The 25,176-nt window shown below is 35.2% G+C and carries 19 protein-coding genes; 1 reads left to right on the plus strand and 18 read right to left on the minus strand.

All coding sequences use genetic code 11. The features are described from left to right. Positions 1-716 precede the first annotated feature (716 nt). The 13 genes from AC2UOP_RS05720 to AC2UOP_RS05780 all read right to left on the minus strand — a co-directional run bounded on the left by AC2UOP_RS05720 (position 717) and on the right by AC2UOP_RS05780 (position 19,776). Positions 717-1,244, minus strand: coding sequence for a GNAT family N-acetyltransferase (locus tag AC2UOP_RS05720; protein ID WP_484832960.1), 528 nt, complete (start codon positions 1,242-1,244; stop codon positions 717-719). Between the two features lie 34 nt (positions 1,245-1,278). Continuing rightward, positions 1,279-2,433: an iron-containing alcohol dehydrogenase gene (locus AC2UOP_RS05725; protein ID WP_484832961.1), complete on the minus strand. Its 1,155-nt coding sequence runs from the start codon at positions 2,431-2,433 to the stop codon at positions 1,279-1,281. 14 nt (positions 2,434-2,447) lie between these two features. Then, positions 2,448-3,437 carry an LCP family protein gene (locus AC2UOP_RS05730; protein ID WP_085839556.1) on the minus strand — a complete coding sequence of 330 codons (990 nt, stop codon included), beginning with the start codon at positions 3,435-3,437 and terminating at the stop codon, positions 2,448-2,450. Then, positions 3,421-4,818 (minus strand): MATE family efflux transporter, encoded by a 1,398-nt coding sequence (locus AC2UOP_RS05735; RefSeq protein ID WP_484832962.1) that lies wholly within the window; start codon positions 4,816-4,818, stop codon positions 3,421-3,423. The genes AC2UOP_RS05730 and AC2UOP_RS05735 overlap by 17 nt, the downstream gene beginning before the upstream one ends. Before the next feature lie 8 nt (positions 4,819-4,826). Beyond that, the gene (locus AC2UOP_RS05740; RefSeq protein ID WP_070600234.1) at positions 4,827-5,432 is read right to left on the minus strand and encodes a histidine phosphatase family protein; all 606 of its coding nucleotides are present in this window, start codon (positions 5,430-5,432) and stop codon (positions 4,827-4,829) included. Next, positions 5,432-6,145: an FAD-dependent thymidylate synthase gene (thyX, locus tag AC2UOP_RS05745; RefSeq protein ID WP_484832963.1), complete on the minus strand. Its 714-nt coding sequence runs from the start codon at positions 6,143-6,145 to the stop codon at positions 5,432-5,434. Before thyX ends, AC2UOP_RS05740 begins: the two co-directional genes overlap by 1 nt. Before the next feature lie 3 nt (positions 6,146-6,148). Beyond that, positions 6,149-7,612, minus strand: a complete 1,464-nt coding sequence (gene guaB, locus AC2UOP_RS05750) for an IMP dehydrogenase (protein WP_085839553.1) — start codon at positions 7,610-7,612, stop codon at positions 6,149-6,151. A gap of 24 nt (positions 7,613-7,636) precedes the next feature. After that, positions 7,637-8,545, minus strand: coding sequence for an NAD(P)/FAD-dependent oxidoreductase (locus AC2UOP_RS05755; protein ID WP_484832964.1), 909 nt, complete (start codon positions 8,543-8,545; stop codon positions 7,637-7,639). A gap of 216 nt (positions 8,546-8,761) precedes the next feature. Next, positions 8,762-9,298: a TIGR01440 family protein gene (locus tag AC2UOP_RS05760; protein WP_484832965.1), complete on the minus strand. Its 537-nt coding sequence runs from the start codon at positions 9,296-9,298 to the stop codon at positions 8,762-8,764. A gap of 128 nt (positions 9,299-9,426) precedes the next feature. Next, positions 9,427-10,176, minus strand: a complete 750-nt coding sequence (locus AC2UOP_RS05765; protein WP_484832966.1) for a transglutaminase domain-containing protein — start codon at positions 10,174-10,176, stop codon at positions 9,427-9,429. Between the two features lie 356 nt (positions 10,177-10,532). After that, a complete protein-coding gene (locus tag AC2UOP_RS05770) occupies positions 10,533-11,282 on the minus strand; it encodes a sortase domain-containing protein (protein WP_484832967.1) in 750 nt (249 codons plus the stop codon). Between the two features lie 9 nt (positions 11,283-11,291). Further along, entirely contained in the window at positions 11,292-19,049 is a 7,758-nt protein-coding gene (locus tag AC2UOP_RS05775; RefSeq protein ID WP_484832969.1) for a Cna B-type domain-containing protein, read from the minus strand. Positions 19,050-19,242: 193 nt separating this feature from the next. After that, complete coding sequence (locus AC2UOP_RS05780; RefSeq protein WP_484832970.1) at positions 19,243-19,776, minus strand: hemerythrin domain-containing protein; 534 nt, start codon at positions 19,774-19,776, stop codon at positions 19,243-19,245. A 97-nt stretch (positions 19,777-19,873) separates the two neighbouring features. On the opposite strand from AC2UOP_RS05780, the gene AC2UOP_RS05785 reads away from it, so the two are divergent. Further along, the gene (locus AC2UOP_RS05785; RefSeq protein WP_484832971.1) at positions 19,874-20,647 is read left to right on the plus strand and encodes a ZIP family metal transporter; all 774 of its coding nucleotides are present in this window, start codon (positions 19,874-19,876) and stop codon (positions 20,645-20,647) included. Positions 20,648-20,741: 94 nt separating this feature from the next. On the opposite strand, the gene AC2UOP_RS05790 is transcribed toward AC2UOP_RS05785, so the two are convergent. The 5 genes from AC2UOP_RS05790 to murA all read right to left on the minus strand — a co-directional run bounded on the left by AC2UOP_RS05790 (position 20,742) and on the right by murA (position 25,081). Further along, positions 20,742-21,161, minus strand: coding sequence for a flavodoxin (locus tag AC2UOP_RS05790; protein ID WP_019214378.1), 420 nt, complete (start codon positions 21,159-21,161; stop codon positions 20,742-20,744). A 202-nt stretch (positions 21,162-21,363) separates the two neighbouring features. Further along, entirely contained in the window at positions 21,364-22,314 is a 951-nt protein-coding gene (gene arsS, locus AC2UOP_RS05795; protein WP_484832972.1) for an arsenosugar biosynthesis radical SAM (seleno)protein ArsS, read from the minus strand. Continuing rightward, positions 22,315-22,653, minus strand: a complete 339-nt coding sequence (locus tag AC2UOP_RS05800; protein WP_019214376.1) for an arsenosugar biosynthesis-associated peroxidase-like protein — start codon at positions 22,651-22,653, stop codon at positions 22,315-22,317. A 122-nt stretch (positions 22,654-22,775) separates the two neighbouring features. After that, positions 22,776-23,801, minus strand: a complete 1,026-nt coding sequence (mreB, locus tag AC2UOP_RS05805; protein WP_019214375.1) for a rod shape-determining protein — start codon at positions 23,799-23,801, stop codon at positions 22,776-22,778. A gap of 11 nt (positions 23,802-23,812) precedes the next feature. Further along, positions 23,813-25,081 (minus strand): UDP-N-acetylglucosamine 1-carboxyvinyltransferase, encoded by a 1,269-nt coding sequence (gene murA, locus AC2UOP_RS05810; RefSeq protein WP_484832973.1) that lies wholly within the window; start codon positions 25,079-25,081, stop codon positions 23,813-23,815. Between the last annotated feature and the right edge of the window lie 95 nt (positions 25,082-25,176).

Below are 25,176 nucleotides of genomic sequence, written 5' to 3' on the forward strand. Positions count from 1 at the left end.
TCCTGAGCCAGGATCAAACTCTCGATTAAATGGTTTATTTAATCCCAAGTTAACCTTGGCTCTTAAATTCGAAATTATTTATCAATAAAAAAATTGATTGGTTTAAATCGTTCTTTTCACTTTTATTCAGTTTTGCTTGCCTTCTGGAGTCTTTCCAGATGACTTATCCATTCTACCATTTATTTGTTATGTTTGTCAAGTCTTTTTTTGCTTTTTTTTAAAATTTTTTAAAAAAATTTTAAAATTGTATGTAGATGCTTCGCCTAATACTATCTGTTGTATATTTCTTAATAAAAGAAGAACCTCACCCATTTACAAAGCTTCGCTTTGAATGGGGCCCGAGAACCTTGGTGCTTCGCACTAGCGCCCTTGAGATTGTTAATTTCATACACCAAGAGAACAAGCGTTAGCGATGTTCGATTGGCTATGTATGATTTATTCCAGAGATCACAAAAGTGTCGAGTGAAGCGAAGACAATTTTGGTTGATCTTACGGATCCTTCCTCGGCAATGCTCGAGTATTTAATTATACACTGCGCTTGCCTCGTCGGTCCACTTCGCCCAATCATCTCATTCTATCTAAGAAATTAGTTTTTAGTTTTTAATTTTAAATTATTTTTACATTAAATATTAAATTATTTACTCGTCATATGCCATATGCCTTTACACATAAAAAAGCAGTGGACATATATCCACTGCCATTAATATATTATATAGTTAAGAAATCCTTAACTCTTTATAGCGTATTAGCTCCACTTCTCCCTTGTTTTTAAAGTTCCTCTTCACTGTTTCGTAATAATACATTTCATTCTTTTGCATTACTCTCTTTGAAGCTATATTTTCTCTTTCAAATGAGCCGAATATATTTTCAATGCTGCATTCTTTGTGAAGTGCTTCCATGAATGCTTTAAGTGCTTCGCTCATGTAGCCTTTGTTCCAATACTTTGGATTTAGGCAGTAACCGAACTCGGAGTCTTTTTGTCCCTCGCCAAAGATTCTCGCGTCTATGGTTCCTATCATTTTATTATTTTCTTTTAGGACTATGGCTTTTAATACGTAGGAGTCTTTTTCCCTTGCTTCTTTGCTTAGTGCATCAAGGATTTTTTCTGAGTCTTTGACTGTTTGATGCGGCTTCCAAGAAAGATGTTTTGTCACTTCTTCAAGCTTTGCGTATTCAAACATATCTTCTGCATCGCTTACGCTTGCGTCTCTTAAGATTAGTCTTTCTGTCTGTATGTCTTTCATTAAAAACTTTCTTCCTTATATATATAAATAAATTTTATTCGTATGCTTGTTCGTAAATATTAATTACGTCTTGTAATTTTAAATCTGAATAGCTTGTCTTGTAAACGCCCGTCTTCTTTGCCATGTCTTCAATTTTATCTCTTTGCACTCCTAATTCTTTAAGTGTTGTTGGCGCGCCGATGGATTTGAAGAACTCTTGTAATCTTTCTATGGACTTGATTGCGGCTTCGTCGTCTGTCATCTTTGATGTATCCATCTTCCAAACGTTTTCTGCCCATCTTCTAAATTTCTTTTCATGTCCTTTGTATACGTATTTTAAATAATTTGGATGCATTACTGCAAGTCCCATGCCATGCGAAACGTCATAGAAGGCTGATACTGTATGTTCAAGTCTGTGGCTTAACCAGTCTGAACGTTTGCCAAGTGATGTAAGTCCGTTGATTGCAAGTGTTGATGCCCACATAAGATTTGCTCTTGCTCTATAATTTCTTGGGTCATCTAAGGCTATATAAATATTTTCAATTATGGTTCTCATAAGTGCTTCGCTTATTTCGTCTGTAGTATTCTCTTCGTCTGGCATTGAGAAATATTCTTCCATAACATGGCTGAACATATCTACTGTACCGCTGATTAAGTGATGCTTTGGTAATGAGTATGTGTATGTTGGGTCAAGGATTGAGAATTTTGGATAGCATGGATCACCTCCGAAGCTTAGCTTCAATTGTTCTTCCCAGTTAGTGATAACGCCGCCGTTATCCATTTCACTGCCTGTTCCAGCCATTGTCAATACACTTCCTAATGGTGTTGCGTCTAAAACTTCGTCTTTGTTGATAAAATATTTCTTCCAAAAATCTTCGTCAGTTTTTGCGCCAGCAGCTATTGCCTTAGAGCAGTCTATAGTTGAGCCGCCTCCAACTGCTAGGATGAAATCAATATCATGTTCCTTAACAATTTTGATGCCTTCATAAACTTTCTCAACTCTTGGGTTTGGCATTATTTCTGAAAGTTCATAAACTTCTTTGCCTTCAAGTGCTTCCATAACTTTATCGTAAATGCCATTTTTCTTGATGCTGCCTTTACCATAAGTAAGTAAAACCTTCTTATATGGCTTCATCTCGTCCTTTAGTGCTCTAATTGATCCTTCTCCAAAATGAATTTTTACTGGATTATAAAAATAAAATGCGTCCATCTTTCTTCCTCCCCTTATTTAAATATCTTTGTGAATAGTTTAGCAGTCTCTTCCTCATCTGCGATGAAATAAGAAGCGCCGCCCTCGTATTTATCTGTGCCTGGTATTGTCTCAATCGTAAGCTTATCTTGTGAATATGATGTAAATACTTTTGCTAGCTCAAGCATTTCATCTATGCTAATGTTTGTTAATACGTGTTCAAGTCCTGCTTGTATCATACGTGGAAGCTTTGTCACGTTATTTGCGCTAAGTGTTTGTTTCATAAGTTCTTTGATGAAATACTGTTGATGAGTGACTCTTCCGACGTCTCCTAAGAATTTATCGCCTTGGCCATGATTTGATTTTCTAAATCTAAGAAACTCCATAGCTCCCTTGCCATCTAGTTTTTGCTTGCCTTTCTTTAAGTGAATGTGTAGAGGAGGCGAGTCTGTCGGGTCATCGTAGTCCATATCAAATGGCACATCTATCTCGATTCCGCCGATAATATCGACTATGGCCTTAACGCCTTTGTAGTCAACTGCGATATAATTTGTTACATCAACGTTAGAAAATTCTCTAAGTGTGTCAATGGCTGCATAAGGACCATCTTTTGCAAATGATGCATTAATCTTTCTCATACCTTCGTGGCCCACTATCTTAACTCTCGTATCTCTCGGTACGCTAACTACATTAACTTTACCAGTTTTTTTATCAATCTTAACAAGCATCATGGTGTCAGATGGGTTACCTGTAGTAAAATACCTATCTTCGCCAGTTTTGCCTTCAAGCTTCGCAAGTTTTTTCTTGATATATCCAAGACCATTCTCCCCGTCTATACCAAAAAAGGCAAAGACTAGTTCGCCCTCAAGCTTTTCCTCTGTCTTTTGATTTATCTTTGTTTCATCGACTATAACTAATTTATTATCCTTTTTAGAAAGCTTATTGTAATAATAAAGCCCAAAGAATAAAATTAAAACTAGTAGCGATATTAATATTATTTTAAAATACTTAATGAATTTCTGCATCTAAAATTACCTCATCTCCCGCCTTGCTCATGGCTTTGAACTCTCTAACAACAAAATACATTGCTAGCACAAAAGCTATGAAGTCTGCGATTGGTGTTGCGTAAAGCGCTCCTAATATGCCAAAGAATTGTGGCAAAACTATAATCAGTGGTAGATAGAATAATACTTGTCTTGTTAATGAGACAAATATTCCTAAACGCGCCTTGCCGATGGATGTGTAAAAGTTTGCTGTAATTGGTTGAAGACCGTTTAAGGCTGTCATTATCAGTGTTATACGTAGTAATATAGTAGTAAATTCCATATAAAGATCATTGCCTTTACCAAAGATATTTACAAAAATTTGTGGCCATATCTCAACAATCAAGAAAAATATTGTACTATAGATGACTGAAATCTTAATTGTTGTTAGATATGTGTCCTTAACACGTCTATAAATTTTGGCGCCATAATTGTATCCGATGATTGGCTGTCCGCCTTGAGCAAGACCTATGTTAAAGCCTATAAGCACGATGTAGAGCTTTGACGCGATGCCGACTGCAGCTAGCGGTATATCTGGTCCATACTTACTCATCGCTCCGTAATGAGTCATGACATTATTCATAACTATCTGCACAACAACCATTGCCAATTGATTAATGCAGGCTGCTGAGCCAAGTTTAAGTATGGCAGCCAATTCTTCTTTATGTATCTTGAAATCTTTTTTACGGATTGGATTATCTTTCAAGAAGAATATATAGTATAGTGCTAATAAAAAGCTCACCGCTTGTCCTATGAATGTCGCCCATGCAGCGCCTTTGATGCCCATATTTAAGTTGACCATGAATATGTAGTCTAAAACAATGTTAAGTATTGCTCCTACTACATTCAGCATCATAGCGTATTTTGGTGATCCATCAGCTCTTATTATATGGGAGAGAGCTATTGAAAACACTATAAATACTATTGCCATGGATGTGATCGATGTGTAATCATAAGCGTATTGAAATATGTTCTCACTCGCTCCAAATAACTTTAAAAGCGGATTTATGAACGTCATAACTAAAGCGAGTTCAAGCCCAGCAAAGAAAAGCAATCCTGTAATTCCTGTTGCAACTGTCCTTTCGGCTCTTTCATCATCGCCTCTACCCTTGTATATACTGTAGTTTGATGCTGTTCCTATGCCTAAAAGTAAAGCTATCGCTGTGGATATTGTAGATATGGGGAAGCTAACTGTTGTAGCTGCGTTACCTAAGTGACCTACAATGTTGCCTATAAAAATTTGATCGACAATATTGTATAGAGCACTAACTAAAAATGCTAATATCGATGGCACAGCATATTTTATTAATAATTGATAAATTGGTTTTCTTACTAAGGGATTGTTATATCTATCTTCTGTCATTTTGCCTCCTATACAAAGTTGTCATAATCTTCATCATCATGAAGGAGCTTAAATTTTCCTTCATTATAATCATATATCTTAAGGCTCAAGCCTTTAATAAGCTCTACCTTGTTAGTATCTTTTAAATCAAGTCCTTCTAAGACAGTTGTTATCACTCTTAGCTTGCTTCCGTGAGTCATAACAAGAACTTTCTCATAATTAGTTTTTATGAGCTCAAAAATAAAAGCAATGGCGTCTTCAAGTGCATCTCTGTATGGATATATGCCGCCTTCGTTAAAAAGGTCTGGCCTTTGCATGATTAAATCTTCTCTATCTGGATCAGTTGCAACACTTTCTGCCCAAGTCATGCCCTCGTGGCTAAGCATAGACACCTCTCTAAGTTTTCTATCTGGAATGATGTCTAGCTTTAATGCCTCGTTAATGATTTTAGCGCTATCCATAGCTCTCTTTTGATCTGATGAGTATATGATTTCAATACCTTCATCCTTTAATCTAGCACCAAGTTCCTTCGCTTTCTCTTTGCCTTCAAGTGTAAGAGGAGAATCAAGTAAGCCTTGAATTCTCCTCTCCTTATTGTATTCTGTTAAACCGTGTCTTGTAAAATATATTTTCATTAATTCATGTGCTCGATAAGAGCCTTCATTGCTACTGGGAAATCCTCTAAGCTTAAGTCATATACAACTTTTGCGTAATCTCTGATTTCTTTTTGAGCGTGTCCATCCATCCTTTGCTTAATAAAGTGAGCAACTGATTGAAGTGACGCTGTCCAGTACCATCTTACATATAAACTATAAGCTGGCAAGAAAAGTCTTGCTTGTTCAGAGCAAATGCCATCTTCCATAGCTTTTTCATATAATCCTTGACCTTTTTCAATAAGTTCAAGTAAATCTTTTGTATATTCTTTGCCTAATTCAGTAGCAACTGGTTCGCCGCTGCCTTGCTTTTTATTGTCAGGCATGCTTCTCCATTCATTTTCATTTGGCACATAAAATACTGGCTCTTCAGTAACATAGCGTCTAGAAGATTCATTCCAGCCGTTCATAGTATCGCCAATGCCTTCCATGTGAGATGAACCAACAATGTATTTCCACCATTGTCTAGCTACCATAAGCGGTGCATACACTTCAAATTGTAGCATAGCGTGTCTAAATGGCGATGTGTGATCATGTTTAGCTAAAAAGCTAATTAATTTCTCGTCATTTTGATCCAATTCAAAAGATTCTTTTTGATAAGAAACTCTTGCCGCATTAACTACAGTAAGGTCGCTACCTAAATGGTTTACAAGCCTTACATAACCTTTGTCTAAAACTTTTTTCATTTTATCCATGGCTTAGTCCCTGTTATTCTTTGGTGAATAGTTAGGAGTTTCCTTAGTTATAGTGATATCATGTGGATGGTTTTCAATTAGTGATGCGCTTGTAATTTGAACGTATCTTGAATTTGTCTTAAGTGTAGGAATGTCCTTGCATCCAAGGTAGCCCATACCTGATTTTAATCCGCCAAGTAATTGATAAATAACTTCGCCAACTTTTCCTTTATAATGAACTCTTCCTTCAACACCTTCTGGTACATACTTCTTAGCCTTTGATTGGAAATATCTGTCAGATGAACCAGCCTTCATCGCTGCTAGTGAGCCCATGCCTCTGTATTCTTTATATCTTCTGCCTTCGAAAATAACTTCTTCTCCTGGTGATTCGTCAGTACCTGCGAATAATGAACCCATCATAACAACGTCAGCACCAGCAGCTATCGCCTTAGTAACGTCTCCAGAATATTTTATACCACCGTCAGCAATTATAGGTATGCCAGTTTCTTGAGATGCTCTATATGCTTCCATGATAGCGCTTACTTGAGGAACGCCAATACCTGTTACAACTCTTGTTGTACAGATAGATCCAGGTCCTATACCAACTTTAACGCAGTCAGCACCAGCATCCATAAGAGCCTTAGTACCTTCGTAAGTTGCTACGTTACCTGCTATCACTTGTAAATCAGGGAATTCCTTTTTAATGCTTCTAACAGCGTCAAGTACTCCCTTTGAATGACCGTGAGCAGTATCTAGAACGATAACGTCAACTTTTGCATCATATAGAGCCTTAACTCTTACAAGCATGTCCTCAGTTATACCAACAGCTGCTCCGCAAAGAAGTCTTCCTTGATCATCTTTAGCAGAATTAGGGAATTCGATAGACTTTTCTATATCCTTAATAGTTATAAGTCCTCTTAGATGGAAGTTTTCGTCAACAATTGGAAGCTTTTCAATCTTATGAACCTTCATAACGTCCAAAGCTTCATCCATGGAAACACCTTCTCTGCCAGTTACAAGATTATCCTTAGTCATAACCTCAGCAATTTTCTTTTCCATGTTAGTTTCAAATCTCATGTCTCTGTTAGTGATGATACCAACAAGTTTGCCGTCTTCATCAGTTATAGGCACACCAGAAATTTTGTACTTTTTCATAATAGCTTCAGCGTCAGCAATCTTATGTTCAGCAGATAGATAGAACGGATCAGTGATTACACCGTGTTCACTTCTCTTAACTCTGTCAACTTCGATAGCTTGGTCCTCAATTGACATATTCTTATGAATTATACCAATACCGCCTTCTCTCGCCATCGCGATAGCCATCTTTGATTCAGTTACAGTATCCATGCCAGCACTCATCATCGGTATATTTAGCTTAATTTTTTTAGTTAATCTAGTTTCAGTATTAGTTTCTTTTGGCAAAATTTCCGAAAAATTTGGTACTAGCAGTATATCGTCAAATGTTAATGCATTTCCAATAAACTCCATCTTTACACCCCTTCTTTGTATTTTTTAATATCCTAAATATTTTTGTGCTTCGATAGCGCAAGTGCAGCCCTCAGCTACAGCAGTTGCTATCTGTCTAATCTTTTTGTCAATAATATCTCCACAAGCGAATACACCTGGGATTGATGTCTTAACTCCATCGGTCTTTATATATGCTCCTGACATTTCAAGGCTGTCCTTAACTAGCTCAGTGTTTGGCGCTTGACCAATATAGGCAAATATAAGGAATTCGTCCTCGCCATTCTCAAAAATCTTTTCTTCCTTCTCAGTTGAGTCATATACACAAACTTCAGTTATCTTATCTCTTGTTCCGCTTGCGCTAACAATCTTAGATGATGTCATCGCCTCGATATTGTCAGAATTTTCAATCTTTTCCTTGAACTCGTCAATCATGCCAAGCTCATCCTTTTCTTCGATTAAATAAACCTTCTTGGCAAGCTTTGATAGATATAAAGCTTCCTTAGCAGCTCCGTCCGAACCGCCCGCAACGAAGATGATTCTGTCTTCAATCTCATCATCAAGACCTAAAGCTGAGTGTTCAACTCCAATTTCTTTTTCATTCTCAAGGCCTAAATCCTTTGGAGTAGAGCCCATAGCGATGATTACTGCCTTTGCATTGTATGAGTTTTGTCTAGTTTTTACCTTTTTTAACTCATATTTTAAGTCAAGTTCGATGACCTCTTCATATTTTAGCTCAATATCAGCTTCTGCGATTTGATTTTCTAACTTTTCCCTGAAAGTTTCACCTGATTCGCCCTCAGATAAACCCACATAATGAGTTACATGTGAAACACTTTTAATAAGGCCTCCAACTTCGTCCTTCTCTAACAAAAGCACATTGAAGCCGCGGCTCTTTGCATATAGAGCAGCAGAAACACCTGCAGGGCCGGCGCCCACTACAATTATATCGTACATTTTATCCTCCTTTGATAATAATTAAAACTATTCTCCTATTATTTTATCACAAATTTAGCTATTTGTAAAGCAATGAGCATGATTATTTTAATAATTTTAACTGTGATAATGACCTTGAGAAAATATTTTTCTATGTAAATAAACTATAAAAATATTATCTAAATAAATTTTATTAATTTATCATATAAAATAGAGGAGCACAACGCTCCTCGTCATTTATTTATATTGTGCTCTTTCGCCGCCTATAAGTTTTGGTCTTCTTCTAACAAGAGTTAAGTGCGCGTCTCCAATCTCTTTCACGCTGACTCTAACTGGAACAGCAACCGGTTTTATGTGCATACCAATAAAAGTGTCTCCGATGTCAAGACCCGCGTGTGCTTGAATAGCTTCAACCACAACAGGATCAGCTAATTTTTTATAAGCGATAGTCGCCATAGATCCGCCTGCATGCATCTTAGGCACAACACTTACCTCTTCAAGAAAATATTTTTCCATGCACTCTCTTGTAGTGACGATGGCTCTGTTTAAGTGCTCACAGCATTGAAAAGCAAGATAAATCTTATGTTCTTTTGCAAAATCCATAAAAATATCTATAAATTCTTTAGCGACATCCATCGACGATGCCTTGCCTATGCGTCCGCCAACAACCTCACTAGTCGAGCAGCCAACTACAAGTATCTCGCCTTCCTTTAAATTCGCCTCGGCTTGAAATTCATCAAGCACCATTTTAAGCGTCTCTTTATATTCTCCCATGTATATCACTCCTTATTATTATCTATAATTTTATTTCTATAATATATTTTATATCAAATAAATTTTATTGTCAATCGGCATAAAAAATCCGCATCGTTTGATGCGGATAATTAAATAATCTTATTGTATTAGTGTTGACCATCAGCTGCCATTGCTTGATAGCTTAGGTTAAAATATTTTCTCTTCTTATTTGTAGTGTCATTCCAGGTAACATCGAAGTATTTCCACTCGCCATTGATCTTTGCTTTGTTCCAAGCGTGATCAGCATTCGAAACAGTTTGAGATTCGATGCCGCATAGCTCGCACATACGGTTGAAAAGATTCGAGTACGCTTCGCATACTCCTTTGCCTTCATCCATGATGGCTTGCCAAGAATAGTAATAAAAACCATTCTTTGTAGTCATATTATCACCTTGAGCGCTGTTAAGCACTTCATAGTAGTAATCTGACTTACCTAGTATATAGTCGTTGATCTTTTCAAGTTTTTGTACATCACTAAGATTCTTTGGCCAAGAATCAACAACATTTTTTAATTCCTTTGCATAGCCATCAGTTTTAGCTTTCTTAGCATTTAATGTGCTAAGATCTTGCTTAAACTTAGGCTTAATGGTGAGCGTCTTCCTCGACTTGCTGTAGCTCGACGAAATTTTCTCAAAGTCAATAGCTTCAAATTTGCAGTCGCTCCTTGTTCTAATTATGTCATAAACTTCTTGTAAAGCAGCGTCCCATTCAGAGTCGTTTTCTATAACTACATTCTCAAACTTTATCTCACTGTCGCAGTTATTGATTCCTTCCACTAATTTATCTTGTTCAATAACACTTGGAAAGAATACGAATATAAAAATTTGTACTATAAATAAAGTTTCAATCAGTAGCATATCATCACCCCGATTTCTATGATGCTTTCACATAGTAAATACTGTGATTAGTAAATACTATGCTGATTTTACTAGTCCTATCTTATCTACAACTATATTATAGCACAAAGCTTTGTTTTTGTAAAGTGAAATCGTGCGGAAGTCGAAAATATTTTAAAATTTTATACTTAGCCATTGTTTTTTAGGTTTTTTTGAATAGTTTCGCTCTTAAAATATTTTTATGCACAAAAAATAATTTTCACAAAACTATATACATAGTATTAGTTAAGAGCAAATTTATCTAGATTATGAAACTAAAACAAAACTATAAGCAAGACATAAAAATGCCCCTATGCATCGCTACATAGGGGTACCTCTTATTTATCCACAATACTTAATACTATGAGCCTTTGATTGTTGGCCTCATAAGTGCAAGTAACAAAATTAATTATCTTGTCGTCCTCTTTTAGCTCGTAGTTAGTATCATAAACTGCGTGCTTCTTGAGAAAATTGTAGAATTTTTTTCTTTGTTTAAAAGTCTTGTAATCTTTCGGATTGATATAAGTTTCTCCTGAGATTCTGGCTGCAAGAGTGCAAGTGGTTCTAAAATCTTGCTCTCTCGTGTAAATTGTAAAGCCTGTCTCACTTGGATTATCTTTAAACTTATGAAGCGATGCAAACATCGTTCCATTTTTAATCATGTGTCCATATATCATGACCATGGGGTCATCAATAGATTCATTTCTATAATCCATAAAGATGGATCCGACTAGATTCCTCTTGCCATTGGCAGCTCGATAAAGATAGTAGTAATTGTCCTTGCCCTTAACGACAGGGTAGTCAATACTTCCCTCGTCTGATTCTAGCCAGCAAACGATATCTTTGTTAATGGCTTCTAGCGCATCAAAGTCGACCTTCTTTGCCTCTTCTTTAGCTTCATCAGCCTCGCCATTAGCATGATCCTCATCTTTATTATCCTTTTTAGAAACTTTTTCTTCAATCTCTTTATAAATATCCACGGACTCTTTCTCTTGCCTTTTTAAGTCAATGTATGAGTAGACCTTGTATATTAAAAATAAACTTGTTATTATAATCAGTATATTAATTAATATCTTTGATCTTTTCATAAAATCTCCTTATTTAACAAGATATCTCTTTTTGATAAATACTAAGCCGAGTAATAATACGAAGGCAAAGTATATAGCGCCTAAATCTTCATTAACGCCAGTCTTTGGTATTCTGTTTTTCTTAGGAGTACGATCTCTTTCTTCTTCGTCATTAGGCTTATGCTTCTTAGGCTCTTTCTTATCCTTTGGTTTTTCATCCTTAGGTTCTTCAGGTGGTATTTCTTTGTTGGTAATAGTGATGCTGCCATCTTCGCCTATACTGTAGCTTACTTCGAATTTTCTTTCGCCAATCTCAGTAACGTGATTAGTTTCACCAACTTCAACTACAGTGTAGACAATGTCCTTACCATCTTTGTCCTTAGCTGGAAGATCTTTAAATACAGCACTCCAGTTGCCATCACCTAAAGTTAAGAACTTATCAGTAGGCTCTCCGTTAGCATATAATTGAACCTTAATGCTTGGAGTTGCTCCATTGTTAAGAACTTGCCATACTTTGTTAACTCTGATAGTAACAGTTACATCCTTTGGATTGTCCTTTGGATGATCTCCAGGATATTCAGGTTTTTCAGTGTTTTTAGCTTTAAAAACTATAGCAATCTTGTATTCATCTTCTTCAACTTTTTCAACTTCAAAAATATATCCCTTACTGTCTTTTTCTTTAACAGTAAAATTATATTTTATTTCTTCTTCTGATACTTTAGCCTTACCATCTTTATCAAATGTTACAGTCTTCTTGTACCAAGGAAGATATCCTGATTTTCCTTCAAAGTTATTTTCTTTTTTAAGAATAATTGTCTCTGACTTGCCATTTTCATCTGTAATGATAAATTCAAGCTCATCAGGTAAACCTTCAGTTATTCTCTTGCCTTCTCTATCAAAGAATTCTTTAAAGATTTTAACAAACTTTTGCTTTTCCAAATAAACTTTAACTGTATTAGATTTTTCAACAGAGTTTTTAGCTAATAAATCTGTATCCTTTTCTTTAAATCCAGCTAAATTGAAAAACTCTTCAGCATCTCTTACAATTTCTTTGCCATCAGTTCCAATGTATTTTATTTTTCCATTTTCAATTTTAGCATCCATATCTAAAATTTTCATTGGAATTTCAAACGATACATCTTCATTGATTTTAAATGTTTTGCCATCTTTGACTTGGACTTTTATTCTACTTACATCTGATAATTTTAGATTTTGCTTTTTGATGTCAGACTCTTTATAATGTTTTTCACCTATATAGTAAATAACTTCTAGATTATCTGGCACTTTAACAAAGTCTCTTATAACTGGTTTTAAACCAAATTCATTAGTTGGTAGATTATCATCCATTTCCCAAACTGTTTTGTTTAAAGTGTTTCCAATACCAGTATCAACAATATTAGTTGTCTCTCTGACTTTGATTTTATAATCAAATATATCGCCAAATTTAAGCTCTACATTACCTTTAAACCATTCTTTATCAGTGCCTACATTTATAATCTTGCCATCTTTATCATAAATTCTTAGATACTTATTCACATTACCTTCATGACCATCTGTTATATTAGTATCTTCTTTATCATAAAGAATAGTGCCTTCGCCACTAAATAAAGCGTGGTTTGTATAAATTTGGCCTTGATTATTATTTTTCTCAGCCTCTTGATATTTTTTCTTATCTACTAATAGGTTTTTAATAGTCACAGTAAATTGTGAATCCGATGATCCGTGAGGTGCTTGGAATTCTGGTAATTTAACAATTATTGCCCTTTGGCCTTCTTCGATGCCTTTTTCTTTAATTTGTTTTTTAAATGCTTCTTTTTGTTTAGGATCTTTTATTTGTGATAAATAATCATAAACATCTTCTACATAAAGATATTTTATTCCTTCTTTGAATTTTTTAAATTCTTTATCGTCTTTAAATTTAGCATTGGCACCATTTGCCATTAAAGCCTTTTGGTTTAATTCTAAATCAATTTTTGTTCCCTTTTTACCATCTTTAGCTTCAATGATTTTAAAGATATCTGGTAAAACATCGATTATAAATGAATTTTTATAGACAAAGAAACCATCTTTATAATATCCATTTTTAATATCTGCTGCTAATTTCTTATCAGCTTCTTCTTTCTTTTTAGCATCTTCAATTAAAATATTTTTAGCTTCTTGTTCTGCTTGTTTAATTTTGTCAACACTTGTTTTAATTGTGAAATCAACAGTAATATCTTCATCTTCTTTTATAGTGATGTGCTTCTTATCATCTGGGCTAGTTTTATCAAATTTAGGATTTTCATCATCAGGACCTGCTTTAGGAGTTGAGTAATCAAGTGATATTTTATCACCAGCATTACCACCCACTCCAGCTAAGGCATTGCCTTTTTGCTTTTCTTCTTTTTTGTCGGCTCCTGATTTTTCAAGACAATGACCTAAAATTCCTTCAGGACATATTCTGTATTTCCAGTTGTCTTCATAACCAAAGATTCTTGGACCTTGACCAGCTTTGAATAATTCATAGCTAGCTTTGTTTTCATAGAATTCTCTATTAGCTCCATCTTTATTAACATAGTATGAATAAAGATCTATTGGAGAATTGATAATCTCATCTAGTATAGCCTTAACTTCAGCTTTTAATTTTCCTGCTTTGATTTGTTTATCGATTTCTTCCATATTAATTCTAGCTTCAGAGCCTTTTTTGCCAATTTTAGCAAAATACTTGTTAATTTGGTCGCCATTTCTATCTAATAGGGCCTTGTAAATTTCATTACCATTTTCATCTTTGCCCTTAATAGCTAGGTCGATGAATTTTAATTCTTTACCTAATTTTGCTGAGTAGATATAGAATGGAATACCATCTTTATCTTTATAGAAGAATTGGAATTTTTTATCAGCAGTTTTTATTATTTTGCCTTCAATATCCTTTTCAGCTATATCTTTTCCATCTTTGTCTTTAACTTTTACAAGTATTTGAGGTTTTTCGCCATTTTGATCTGCCACAGCCTTATTAGTTAAAGCCCTTCCAAATTCATCTGTGAATGGAATATCCACTTCTGGAACTATAACTGATGTAATACCAATCTGTTTGATTTTAGATACATCAAATGGTCCACCTATTTGGATATTAGGCTCCATTATAAATCTAATGCCATTGTATTTCATGTCATCATACTTATATGAACCATCATTATTTAATTTAGTATCCTTATCTTTGGCTTCTTTAATTTCCTTAACGATATCTTCTAAGAATTTTTGCTTTTCATCTTCTTTAGCTTTTAATAGCTCAGAGAATTTTTCACTAAGAGTTTTATAGCAAGCAGATTCTTTTGGAAATACATTTTCTATTAATTTAGCAAATTCTTTTTTAAGATCTTCATCTGATTTAAGGCTTTCATCGTCATTTTTAAAATTAATATTTTCAACCGCTTTAGTTAATTTATCAACTGTGCCGTCATAGGCCTTTTGCACTGGTGATTTGAAATTGTCATCTCTAAATTTTGGATTATAGAATGCATTTAAAACTTTAATTCTGATTTGACCTTTTTCATCATCTACTGTGATCTTGTAAGTGAATTTATATTCTTTTTCTTCATTATTCTCAGTATATTTAAAAGTCTTTACAATTTCTGTTTGATTATTATTAATAGCATTCTCAATATCTTCTTTTGTGATTACAAAATCTTTGCCAACCATGTAGACGTCTTCTACTTTATCGTATTCACCCTTAGGCTCTGATCCTGATTTAGGATTAACTCCTAGGATAATTTTAGATAATTGGTCTAAGAAGAAATATTGTTTTGTATCATCTTTCTTCGCTGCTTTTTCCCATTCTTTCCTAGTATTGTTGATAATAATCTCATCATATACTAAACGATTATCCATATTATAATCATCAATGGTAATTTGAGTGTCAGCATCAGTTGGGAATAAGCTACCATCTGTATTATTAAATCCAACTTCCCATAATAAAGAGCGCTTGATATCAACTATTTTATCTTCTGAATCTTTAACGACTAATTTATCTCCATCTTTAGCAAATTTAACAGTTTTTTTGTATAATTTGCCCAGACTTGCTTCTAGCTTTTCTAAGAATTCAATTTGTTTTTTAGTGTTTTTAGTTTTTTCATCTTCAGTTGTTTCAGTTTCTTCAGTATTATTTTGTTGTGCCTTATTGTAATCATCTCTTAAATCAACTAAAGCTTTGATAAATTCATCTCTTTGCCTATCATTACTATCGCGGTAAATGATATTAAATAGATTATAATCTGGCAAGCTTTTAAATTCTTCAGGTTTATTTTTAAAGAAGAATCCAAGTCCTTTTTCATTAGATTTAAATTTAAAGTATTTATTAAATGAATAATATCCTTCTTTATTTAAATCTTTAGCATTGAATATAGATTTTTCATCAAATTCGTTTGGATTGTTTTCTTTTGGTGCTAAATAATTGGCTTGAATATCAGTTTTTATATGGTAGATTTGATTATCACTTGCAAAGAATCCTGGGAATTTCAATTGGAATTTAGCATTATTAACTGCATCAAAAATGTCAGTTTCCTTTGTAATTACTTCATTGCCATTAATTATTTGAACTATTTTATAGGATTTTTCTTCAGATATAACATCTGCACTGTTCTTTACACTTGCTAATATATATCTGTATTTTAGCTCTTTATCAGTGCCAATGTTTTCCCTATAATAAGTTTTGTCATCAATAGTGAAATAATCTTCAGGATTGTGGCTACCATAAATTCTCTTTGACTTTTCACTTACTGAATCTAAAACTTTACCATCTTCAGTATTTAAAAATTCTGTAGACCTTTTAGCAGTAGATTCATTGTAGCCTATATAAACTTTATCATCTACAATTGCTTTAGGGTCAGCTGGCATAAATTTTTTACCATCATAATAATATTTTCCAACAATAGCTTCTCTATTATTATTATTATTATCTTTAAGCATATTTTTCTTATCGACAAAAACTTGATCCTTAATACTTAATGATATTGTTAAACCATCATAAGTTTGGCCAGTTTCTCTTTCTTCTTTAGCTCCATTTACTTTTTTAGTAAATTTGTATTGGCCTCCTTCTTTTTTAACTTCAGTATCCATCAATAAACCAAATTTATCTATTAAAGCTATTTTCTCTTTAATAAAGCCTTCTGGAATAGTACCATCTTTTGCTATTTGACCAATGTATTTTATCTCTAAAGGCTTGCCATCACTATCTTTAATTACTTTAAAGATACCATTTTCAATAATAGTTCCACCATGAGATTCTTTTCCATCCTTTGTAACTATAACTTGTGTTCCCTTAAATGTCGGCGTTACTTCTCTGTTGGCTTCTTTATTTCCAGCGCCATCTATGTCATTGGAAACATTACCTTCATATACATCTTTAACATCTGTGTATGAAATTAATTTGTCGCCCTCAAGTTTATAAGTTGTGTTTGAATCTTTCCAAGTATTATTTTTGCTCGTAAGAGTTTTTCCGCCTATCTCTAATACTACATCGTCTTTATCTTTATATATTTTATAATCAGTTTCTTTTTTATCAACATTTATTTTTCCTTTAAGAACTTCTCTTTCAGCAATTTTAATAATATTTGAGTTTTCATCAATATAAACTTTTTCGCCTTTTTCATTTACCAGGATAATATTTTTTAGTTCAGCCTTTGAAGCATTTTCAGCTTTTTCAAATTTGCCACCAATTTCTTTTACCTTTAATTTTAGCCTATATTTGCCTTCTTGTCCTTCTCCTTCTAGCTTTTCATATTTAAGTCCGGACTTGTAAATATATTCGGCAAATCTCTTATTGTATTTTGGCAAAGTTATTGTAATGTCAACTGATGATAGTGGTAAAGATTTTCCATTTGCTGAGTTGACTAATATATCTTTGTTAATATATCCATTGGCTTTTTCTAATTCTGTAAAGAACTTTACTAATTCTTCAGTATTTTCTACAACAATACCATTTTCAGTTGGACCTGCGCTAATAGTTGGAACTTCTTTTTTCTCATCTTCAGTTAAATCATTATTTCCAGGCTTTTTAAGTCCTGGTCCATTAAGATCGGCATTGTCTTCATAACCTTTTTTGGTGATTAAGAATTTTTTGGTCTTAGACTCAACAACCTCATCGCCAACTTTGTTTTCCATTTTCAGTTCAAATCCATTGTGGAATGGTGCAGTAAATCCATTGACCTTTAAGGTTAATTGAGCAATACCAAAGTTAGTTTCGCCAGCTTTAACTGTAAATGAATATGATCCATCTTTATTATCCACCAATTTTATTGGTTTTCCATTGATATATGCAATATCCTCTTTAAAATCTATTTTGGCATTTGGTTCATAGTTCCCAATTTGATCTGGAGTTATAGTAAATTTAAATTCTTGATTTTTATCAGCATCGTTTCTGTTAATTTGAACTATTAGATTAACATCCGTGTTATCTGCAATATAGTAAGTGTCTTTACTTTGCCAGTCTTTTGGATCTTTTTCATCATAGCCAAATCTTTTATCTACTATTCCATAGTGATCTAATGGAAATATCCAAACTTCTGGTTTGCCGTCTTCTTTGGCAAACTTTAATTTAAGATCCCCTTCTGTTATTGCTTTTCTAAGCGGGCCAATAGTTTCTTTAAATTCTGCTAATAGCTTTTGAACCTCCGCATCACTACTTGGTTCTTTAGCATAAATCTTATCTTCTAATGCTTTTCTAGCCTTTTGATAATCATCCCATGCCTTTTTTCCATTTTTTATTTTTTCTAAGTCGGCTTTTTTAGACTCATCATTTGGGTTATTTGCTAAATCTTGTTCTGCTTTTTCAAGAGCCTTTTTATAGCCGTCTTCATCAAATCCTGGATAATAAGGCTCTTTACCAATTGCTTTGGCTGCGCCTTCTTCTTCTGGAGTCAATGCCCTTGGTGGTTTGAAACCTCCTAAAAGCTTATTATATTCTTCTATAGAATTTTTGAAAGCTTCAATATCCTCTTTAGAAGCTTTGCCTTCAGCAATCTTTTTCTCAAGAGCTTCCTTTTTTTGCTTAAGTTCTTCTTGTTTAGCCTTGATGATGTTATATTTTTTTATATCTTCATCTTTGGTTAAACGCTCTTGGATATTAGGATTAGTTTTTTCAGCTCCAGCAGCTTCAACTTTTTCCAAATACTTTTCATTGTATTGTTTTTGAAGCTCAGCTTCTGTTTTATCGTCTTTGGCTTCTTTTGCAGCTTTGATTTTAGCTTTTAATTCACTTAAATCTTTGTCCTTATCTGGATTAACTTCTTGTTTATCTTTTTTGTCTTCGCCCTCTGCTGGTGTTGTTTCTGGTGCCTTTGCTGGTGCGCCTTGTGCTTCTGGTGCCTTTGCTGGTGCTGCTTGTAATTTTGCGCCATCTTCAGGTCCATTGCCTACTGCTGTTTTTTCAGCTTCTTTAGCAGCTAGCTTAGCAACTGGATTAGCTTCGGTTTTTTCCTCTTGCTTTGCCTTAGGTGCATCTTCTTTTGATTTAGTTTCATTTACTTCAGTATTTGCATTTTTATTAGCTTCTGCTTCTGTAGTTTCAGTTTTTTCTGTAACTTCTTTAGCTTCTGCTTCATTACTATCTATATCAGTATTTTTACCTTCTTCAACTAAAGATGCCCCTTTTTCACCTTCGTTATTTGATTCTAAATTTCCTTCATCTTTGGGAGTTGTTTGAAGTGTCTCACTAGGTTTATTGTTTAAATCTTGCGCCATCAAACGTGTGCCTCCAAACATAAGAACAGTTAGAACCATTGTGAGTATCATTACTCTTATTTTTCTGTTCATTTTTCTCCCCTCCTTCCTTTTTTAGATTTTATAATATCCCTATTATAATAGTAGACATTATATCACTATTAAAAATAAATTGCAAGACGCTTTATGGTGATATCAGTAAAAAGAAAACGCTACTTTGGAGCTATGTGCTCATTAAGTAGCGTCTTTGATTTAATGTATTAAAATTTTAACAATTTCGTCATATTTAGAAATTATTTATTATTTCTAGGTACTTGTCTCTTTGTTCTTTATTTTCTTCCTCAAAGTCTTTTGTTTTTTCATCTAATTCTCTTTGAATTTCTTCTGGAAGATTTTTCATGGCGAATGGATAAACGACTTTATTTTCTTTATCTGCATGACGAATTAAAAGTGAGCGATAACTCATGAGATGACCGATTAATTCAAGGCGTGCCTCGTCCGTGTGATCTTTTTCATAATTTTCTAAATTTAATTCTATCATCATTCGTTCGTAACGAGCTAGGTCATGCTCAACTAACATGCCGCTTGTAACAAGTTTTTCTGCTAGCTCGCCAAGATTGTCAAGCATGGCTCTAAAAACTAAATCCTCTTCCTTTTTATGATGATACCCATCGGCATAATTTTTAATCACATCTGTTATGGTTTTTATGGCACTTGCATTGACATTACCATGTAAAATTTCTTTTGAAACGGCTAATATATGGTCTGTGAGCTTAATTATGTACTCGTGCTCTCTCATAAGTGTATCTATATAATACATTTGATCAACTCCTTCACTTTTACATTATACCCTTTTCTTGACTTTTAAATGCCTATATAATATAATCTTTTTATAATTATTGAAAAGGAGATATGTAATGGATAAATATTTTACTAGGGAGACCATCATAGCTATCGGACTCGTTTTTCCGGGTCTAATGACTGCTTTAGGCGCTGTCCCTGTGTTTTTTACGAAAAATGTTTCGCAAAAGCTTCTTGACGTTATGCTAGGCTTTGCAGCTGGTATAATGCTGTCGGCGACTTGCTTCTCGCTTGTTATGCCATCGATTGAGTATGGCGGCGGTGACTTCAAGGCGGTTATGATCACTTCGGCTGGAATTGTTTTGGGGGCTTTTATCATTGATATGATTGATAAGTTTTCTCCGCATGAGCATCTTATTGACAAAAGGCGTGAGGGTGTATCGTCATCTCTTAGCCAAATCTGGCTATTTATCATAGCTATCACTATTCACAATTTCCCTGAAGGTATGGCTACTGGCGTTGGCTTTGGTACTGAAAACATTGGCGATGGTCTTGCACTTGCTCTTGGTATCGGCATTCAAAATATGCCTGAGGGTTTAGCTGTTGCCTTAAGTCTTATGCGTGAAAAGTACTCTGTGAGATACGCTTTCATCGTGGCAGCTCTAACTGGACTGGTTGAGCCTGTGGGCGCTGTGCTTGGCTTTGGACTTGTTAATATTTTTAAGCCTGTTCTACCGGTTGTGCTTGCTTCGGCTGCAGGCGCTATGCTTTTCGTTATCTGTGATGAAATAATTCCTGAAACGCACTCGAAGGGATATGAGAGGGAAGCGACTTATGGTGTCATCTTTGGTTTTGTTATAATGATGGTTCTTGATATTTTATTAGGATAATATTTTAAAACTCATTAAATATTAAAACTGCCTTGGTGGGCAGTTTTTTATATATGTACAAGGGGCGCCAAGGGGGCTTAGCACTCCTTGATAATTAATTCATTAATTTTTCTGCTAGCTCTCTACACTTTGCTAGTGCTTCTGCATCTGGATGGTCGTATGCGATAAGTGCGTCTACAACTGATATGCCGCTATCAGCGCATTCGTTTTTCCAAAGATCCATCCACTCTCCACTGTTCCACTCGTATGAACCGAAGATGGCAACCTTTTTGTCTTTGATTATGTCTTTAATGCTATCAAAGTACGGTCTGAAATAGTCCTCTTCAAGTTCTTCTGCTCCCATAGCTGGGCATCCAAGTGCTAGAAGTTCTGCCTCTTTCGCATCATCAAGGCTTGCTTCTTCTACTGATACAAGCTTTGTATCTGCTCCAAGCTCTTTTAGCTTTGCAGCAATTTCATTTGCCATGGCTTCTGTGTTACCTGTGCCTGACCAGTATATTACGCTTGCTTTCATAAAAAACCTCCTTTTGTTAGTCATTGCTAACTGAATCCATTATACAATATATTTTTATAAAAAGCAAGAGTATTTTATAAATATTTTTATAAAGTGTAAACTATATTTATGAGCATATTTTTATTTGAGTAAATATAATTATTAAAAAACTTCCCGTCAATGACAGGAAGTCCCGTGTGAGTAACTACTCCAATGCTCCGCCTCATGATGAGCCGCTACCGGCTGTACATGTGTAGCAGTGGTTCATAGTTCTGATTTTTCGTCCAATTATATCATTTTTTTCTATATCGAAGATTGTTTTGTGCGGACCAGCTATGCTCATGCCGAGCGCTAAATTAAAATCGCAATCGTAAAGAGTGCCGTCGTAATCAACCGATAGCGTGTCAAGGCACATAAGCTCATCAACTGTAGCTGGATTAAAAGCTGTACAAAGCCTTGTTAAATACCTTTGCATGTTGTTTGACCTCTCTAGCCACTCGCCAAAGCGACCTATAGGTGAATTGGTCATGCTGAATAAATTATTAAAGTCTATATCGTACTCGTCCTTAAGCTTTGTTCTGTATATTGCCTCGAGTTCTTCTTGACTTGATGGTATCATCGCACCGCTGGGGTTATATACAAGATTTAGCTGAAGCTCCTCATCTCTTCCATAACCAAGTGTGCAAAGCCTTTGAAGTACATCGATTGAGTCGTGAAAAACACCTATGCCTCTTACCTTATCTGTCTTTACTTCTTCATAGAACGGAAGTGAAGCAACTATCTCTACTTTTCTCTCTTTTAAAAATTCTGGTATATCTTTATACTCATCATCATTAAAAATAGTTAAATTTGATCTAGTCATAATTTTTTTGCCCATGGATGAGGCTGTATCGATAAGATATTTATAAACCCCGCTCATCTCTGGCGCTCCGCCTGTTATATCAAGCGTAGTAAAGTCCCACTCCCTAAGAAGCTCCATAGCTCTTTCGGCTGTACGCATCTGCATATCCTCATCTCTTGCAGGTGAGCACTCAACGTGACAATGCTTGCACGCCAAATTGCACTTCCTCGTTATATTTAACTGAAGTGTCTTCGGGTTCTTCGCAAGTATATCATAGCCTACAGTCTTTGCAAATGGCTGAACCGCTTCTTGTAAACTCTTTAGATAAGACAATTACATCTCCATATCATCAGCAAGTTTTTTCATTTGAGTTGAGTAAGCAAGTACTGCTCCGCCAGTTATAGAGCTAGCTACGTGAACTGCTTCCATCATTTCTTCTTTAGTGTATCCTTGGTCCAAACAAGCTGTTGTGTAAGCTTCTATGCAGTATGGACAATGAATTGCGTGTGCAACTGCTAGTGCGATAAGTGATTTTTCTCTTCCGCTTAGCTTGCCATCTTGGTAAACGCTTCCGTAATAAGCCATGAAATTATCCCATAGCTCCTTATTTATTTCACCTAAAGCGCCTCTACCAAATTCTTGTAAATCTTTTCTTTCAAAATATTGACTCATTTTTATTCCTCCTTAAATATTATTATGGTCTTTGAAGCTATTTACCCAAAAAAAGAGCGGATATATCATAACCGCTCTATTATAAATATTTTTTATAGTTTATGCTGTAATTATAGAAAAATTTATCTAAATCTTACGCTTGCTCCGCTCTTATTGTTTGATTTTTCAAGTATCTCTACCCAATCAAGTGACTTTCCTGTACCGATGGCAACGCATTCAACAGGGTCTTCAGCGACTCTACATGGTATGCCTGTTTTTTCTGTAACAAGTGTATCAAGGCCTTTTAGTAAGGCTCCTCCACCTGTAAGTATAATGCCTCTACCAGAGATGTCGGCTGCTAGTTCAGGCGGTGTTCTTTCAAGTACTGTGTGAACTGCTTCGATAATCTCTTGAACTGGCTCTTTAAGTGCTTCAAGCATATCTGATGAAGATACTACCACGTTCATTGGTAGACCGCTCATAAGATTTCTGCCCTTTACTTCCATGTATTGTTCTTCTTCAAGTGGATAAGCACATCCTATAGTTACTTTTAGCTCCTCGGATGATCTTTCGCCTATCATCATCTTGAATTTCTTTCTAATAAACTTAGTTATTGCTTCGTCACAATTGTCACCAGCTACTTTGATTGACTTACTTACAACGATGCCTCCAAGTGAAATAACTGCGATGTCTGTTGTTCCTCCGCCTATATCTATAATCATATTGCCATTAGGCTGAGTGATATCTAGTCCAGCGCCGATAGCTGCCGCGATTGGTTCTTCGATAAGATAAGTTTTTATTGCGCCTGCTTCGTTCGCAGCCTCAATAACTGCTCTCTTCTCAACTTCTGTACAGCCGCTTGGAACGCAAACAATAAGTCTTGGCTTGAAAAGCATTCTGCCAAGTGCCTTTTGTATAAAATACTTAAGCATTCTTTGTGTAACGCTGTAGTCTGAGATAACTCCTTCTCTAAGTGGTCTAATCGCAACGATGTTGCCTGGTGTTCTACCAAGCATCTTTCTTGCTTCTTCGCCAACTGCTAAGAATTTATTTGTATATTGGTCTATCGCTACGACAGACGGTTCTTTAAGTACTATACCTTTGCCTTTTACATAAACAAGTACACTCGCTGTACCTAAGTCTATGCCTACATCAGATCTTAATCCCATGCGTATCCTCCTTATTCCTCTACTCTATAGACTTTTGCGCCTAATGATCTAAATTTCTCTTCAAAATCTTCATATCCTCTGTCGATATGATATATATCCGAAAGTGTTGTCTCGCCCTCAGCACATAATGCTGCTATGACAAGTGCAGCTCCTGCTCTAAGGTCTGTCGCCTTAACTTCTGCCGCGTGAAGCTTTTCTACGCCTCTAATCGTTGCCGTCCTATCCTCTACTTCGATGTCTGCACCTAGCTTTCTAAGCTCGTCGACATGCATAAATCTGTTTTCAAAAACAGTTTCGATTACTTCTGATTTTCCTTCGATAAGTGTTTCAAGCGCCATGAATTGAGCTTGCATATCTGTTGGAAATCCTGGATATGGTAGCGTTTTTACCTTGATTGGCTTAAGTTTTTTAGTCGCTATGATTCTTAATGAGTCAGCCTCTTCATATATTTCGCAGCCTGCTTCACGAAGCTTAGCTATAACCGGTCTCATGTGACTAACGATAACGTTATTTAGTATAATATCACCATGTGTTGCAGCTGCAGCGACCATAAAGGTGCCTGCCTCTATCCTGTCTGGCATGATTTGATGAGTCGCTCCTAAAAGTTTTTCAACGCCTCTTATACGGATAGTTGAAGTGCCTGCGCCATATATCTTTGCGCCCATCTTGTTTAAAAAGTTTACCATGTCAACGATTTCTGGCTCCATAGCCGCGTTATCGATAACTGTCTCGCCTTGAGCAAGAACTGCCGCTAAGATAATGTTTTGTGTTGCGCCAACCGATGGAAAGTCAAGATAAATCTTGTTACCAGCTAAATTATCTGCATGAGCAAATATATCTGTGTACTCATCAGCTTCTTCAACGTCAACGTTTACGCCAAGTGATCTAAAACCTTTTAAGTGCAAATCAACTGGTCTTGCTCCGATAGCGCATCCGCCCGGCATTGATGACCTTGCCTTACCCATCCTGCCGATAAGAGCGCCCATAACTATGAATGATGCTCTCATCTTATGCATCAATTGATAATCAACTTCGTATTTATTTATAGTATTTGAATTTATTTTTACTCTATGTTCATCTAATTTCTCAACCGTTGCCCCAAGTGACTCAAGTACTTCACACATGACCTCAACATCTTTTAGCTTAGGTAAATCTTCTAAGATGATGTCTTCAGTGCTAAGTATAGTCGCAGCAAGTATTGGTAGTGCAGCATTTTTCGCGCCGCTGACTCTAACTTTTCCTAATAAAGGGCTCGATTCTTTTATAAGTAATTTTGCCAATTAAATACCTCTTTCTAATTTAATCAGTACTATTTTATCACATATGAACAAATATTTCTACTATTTTTATAAAAAAATTCCTATACGCTTATGGT

Source organism: Fenollaria sp. (assembly GCF_057222035.1).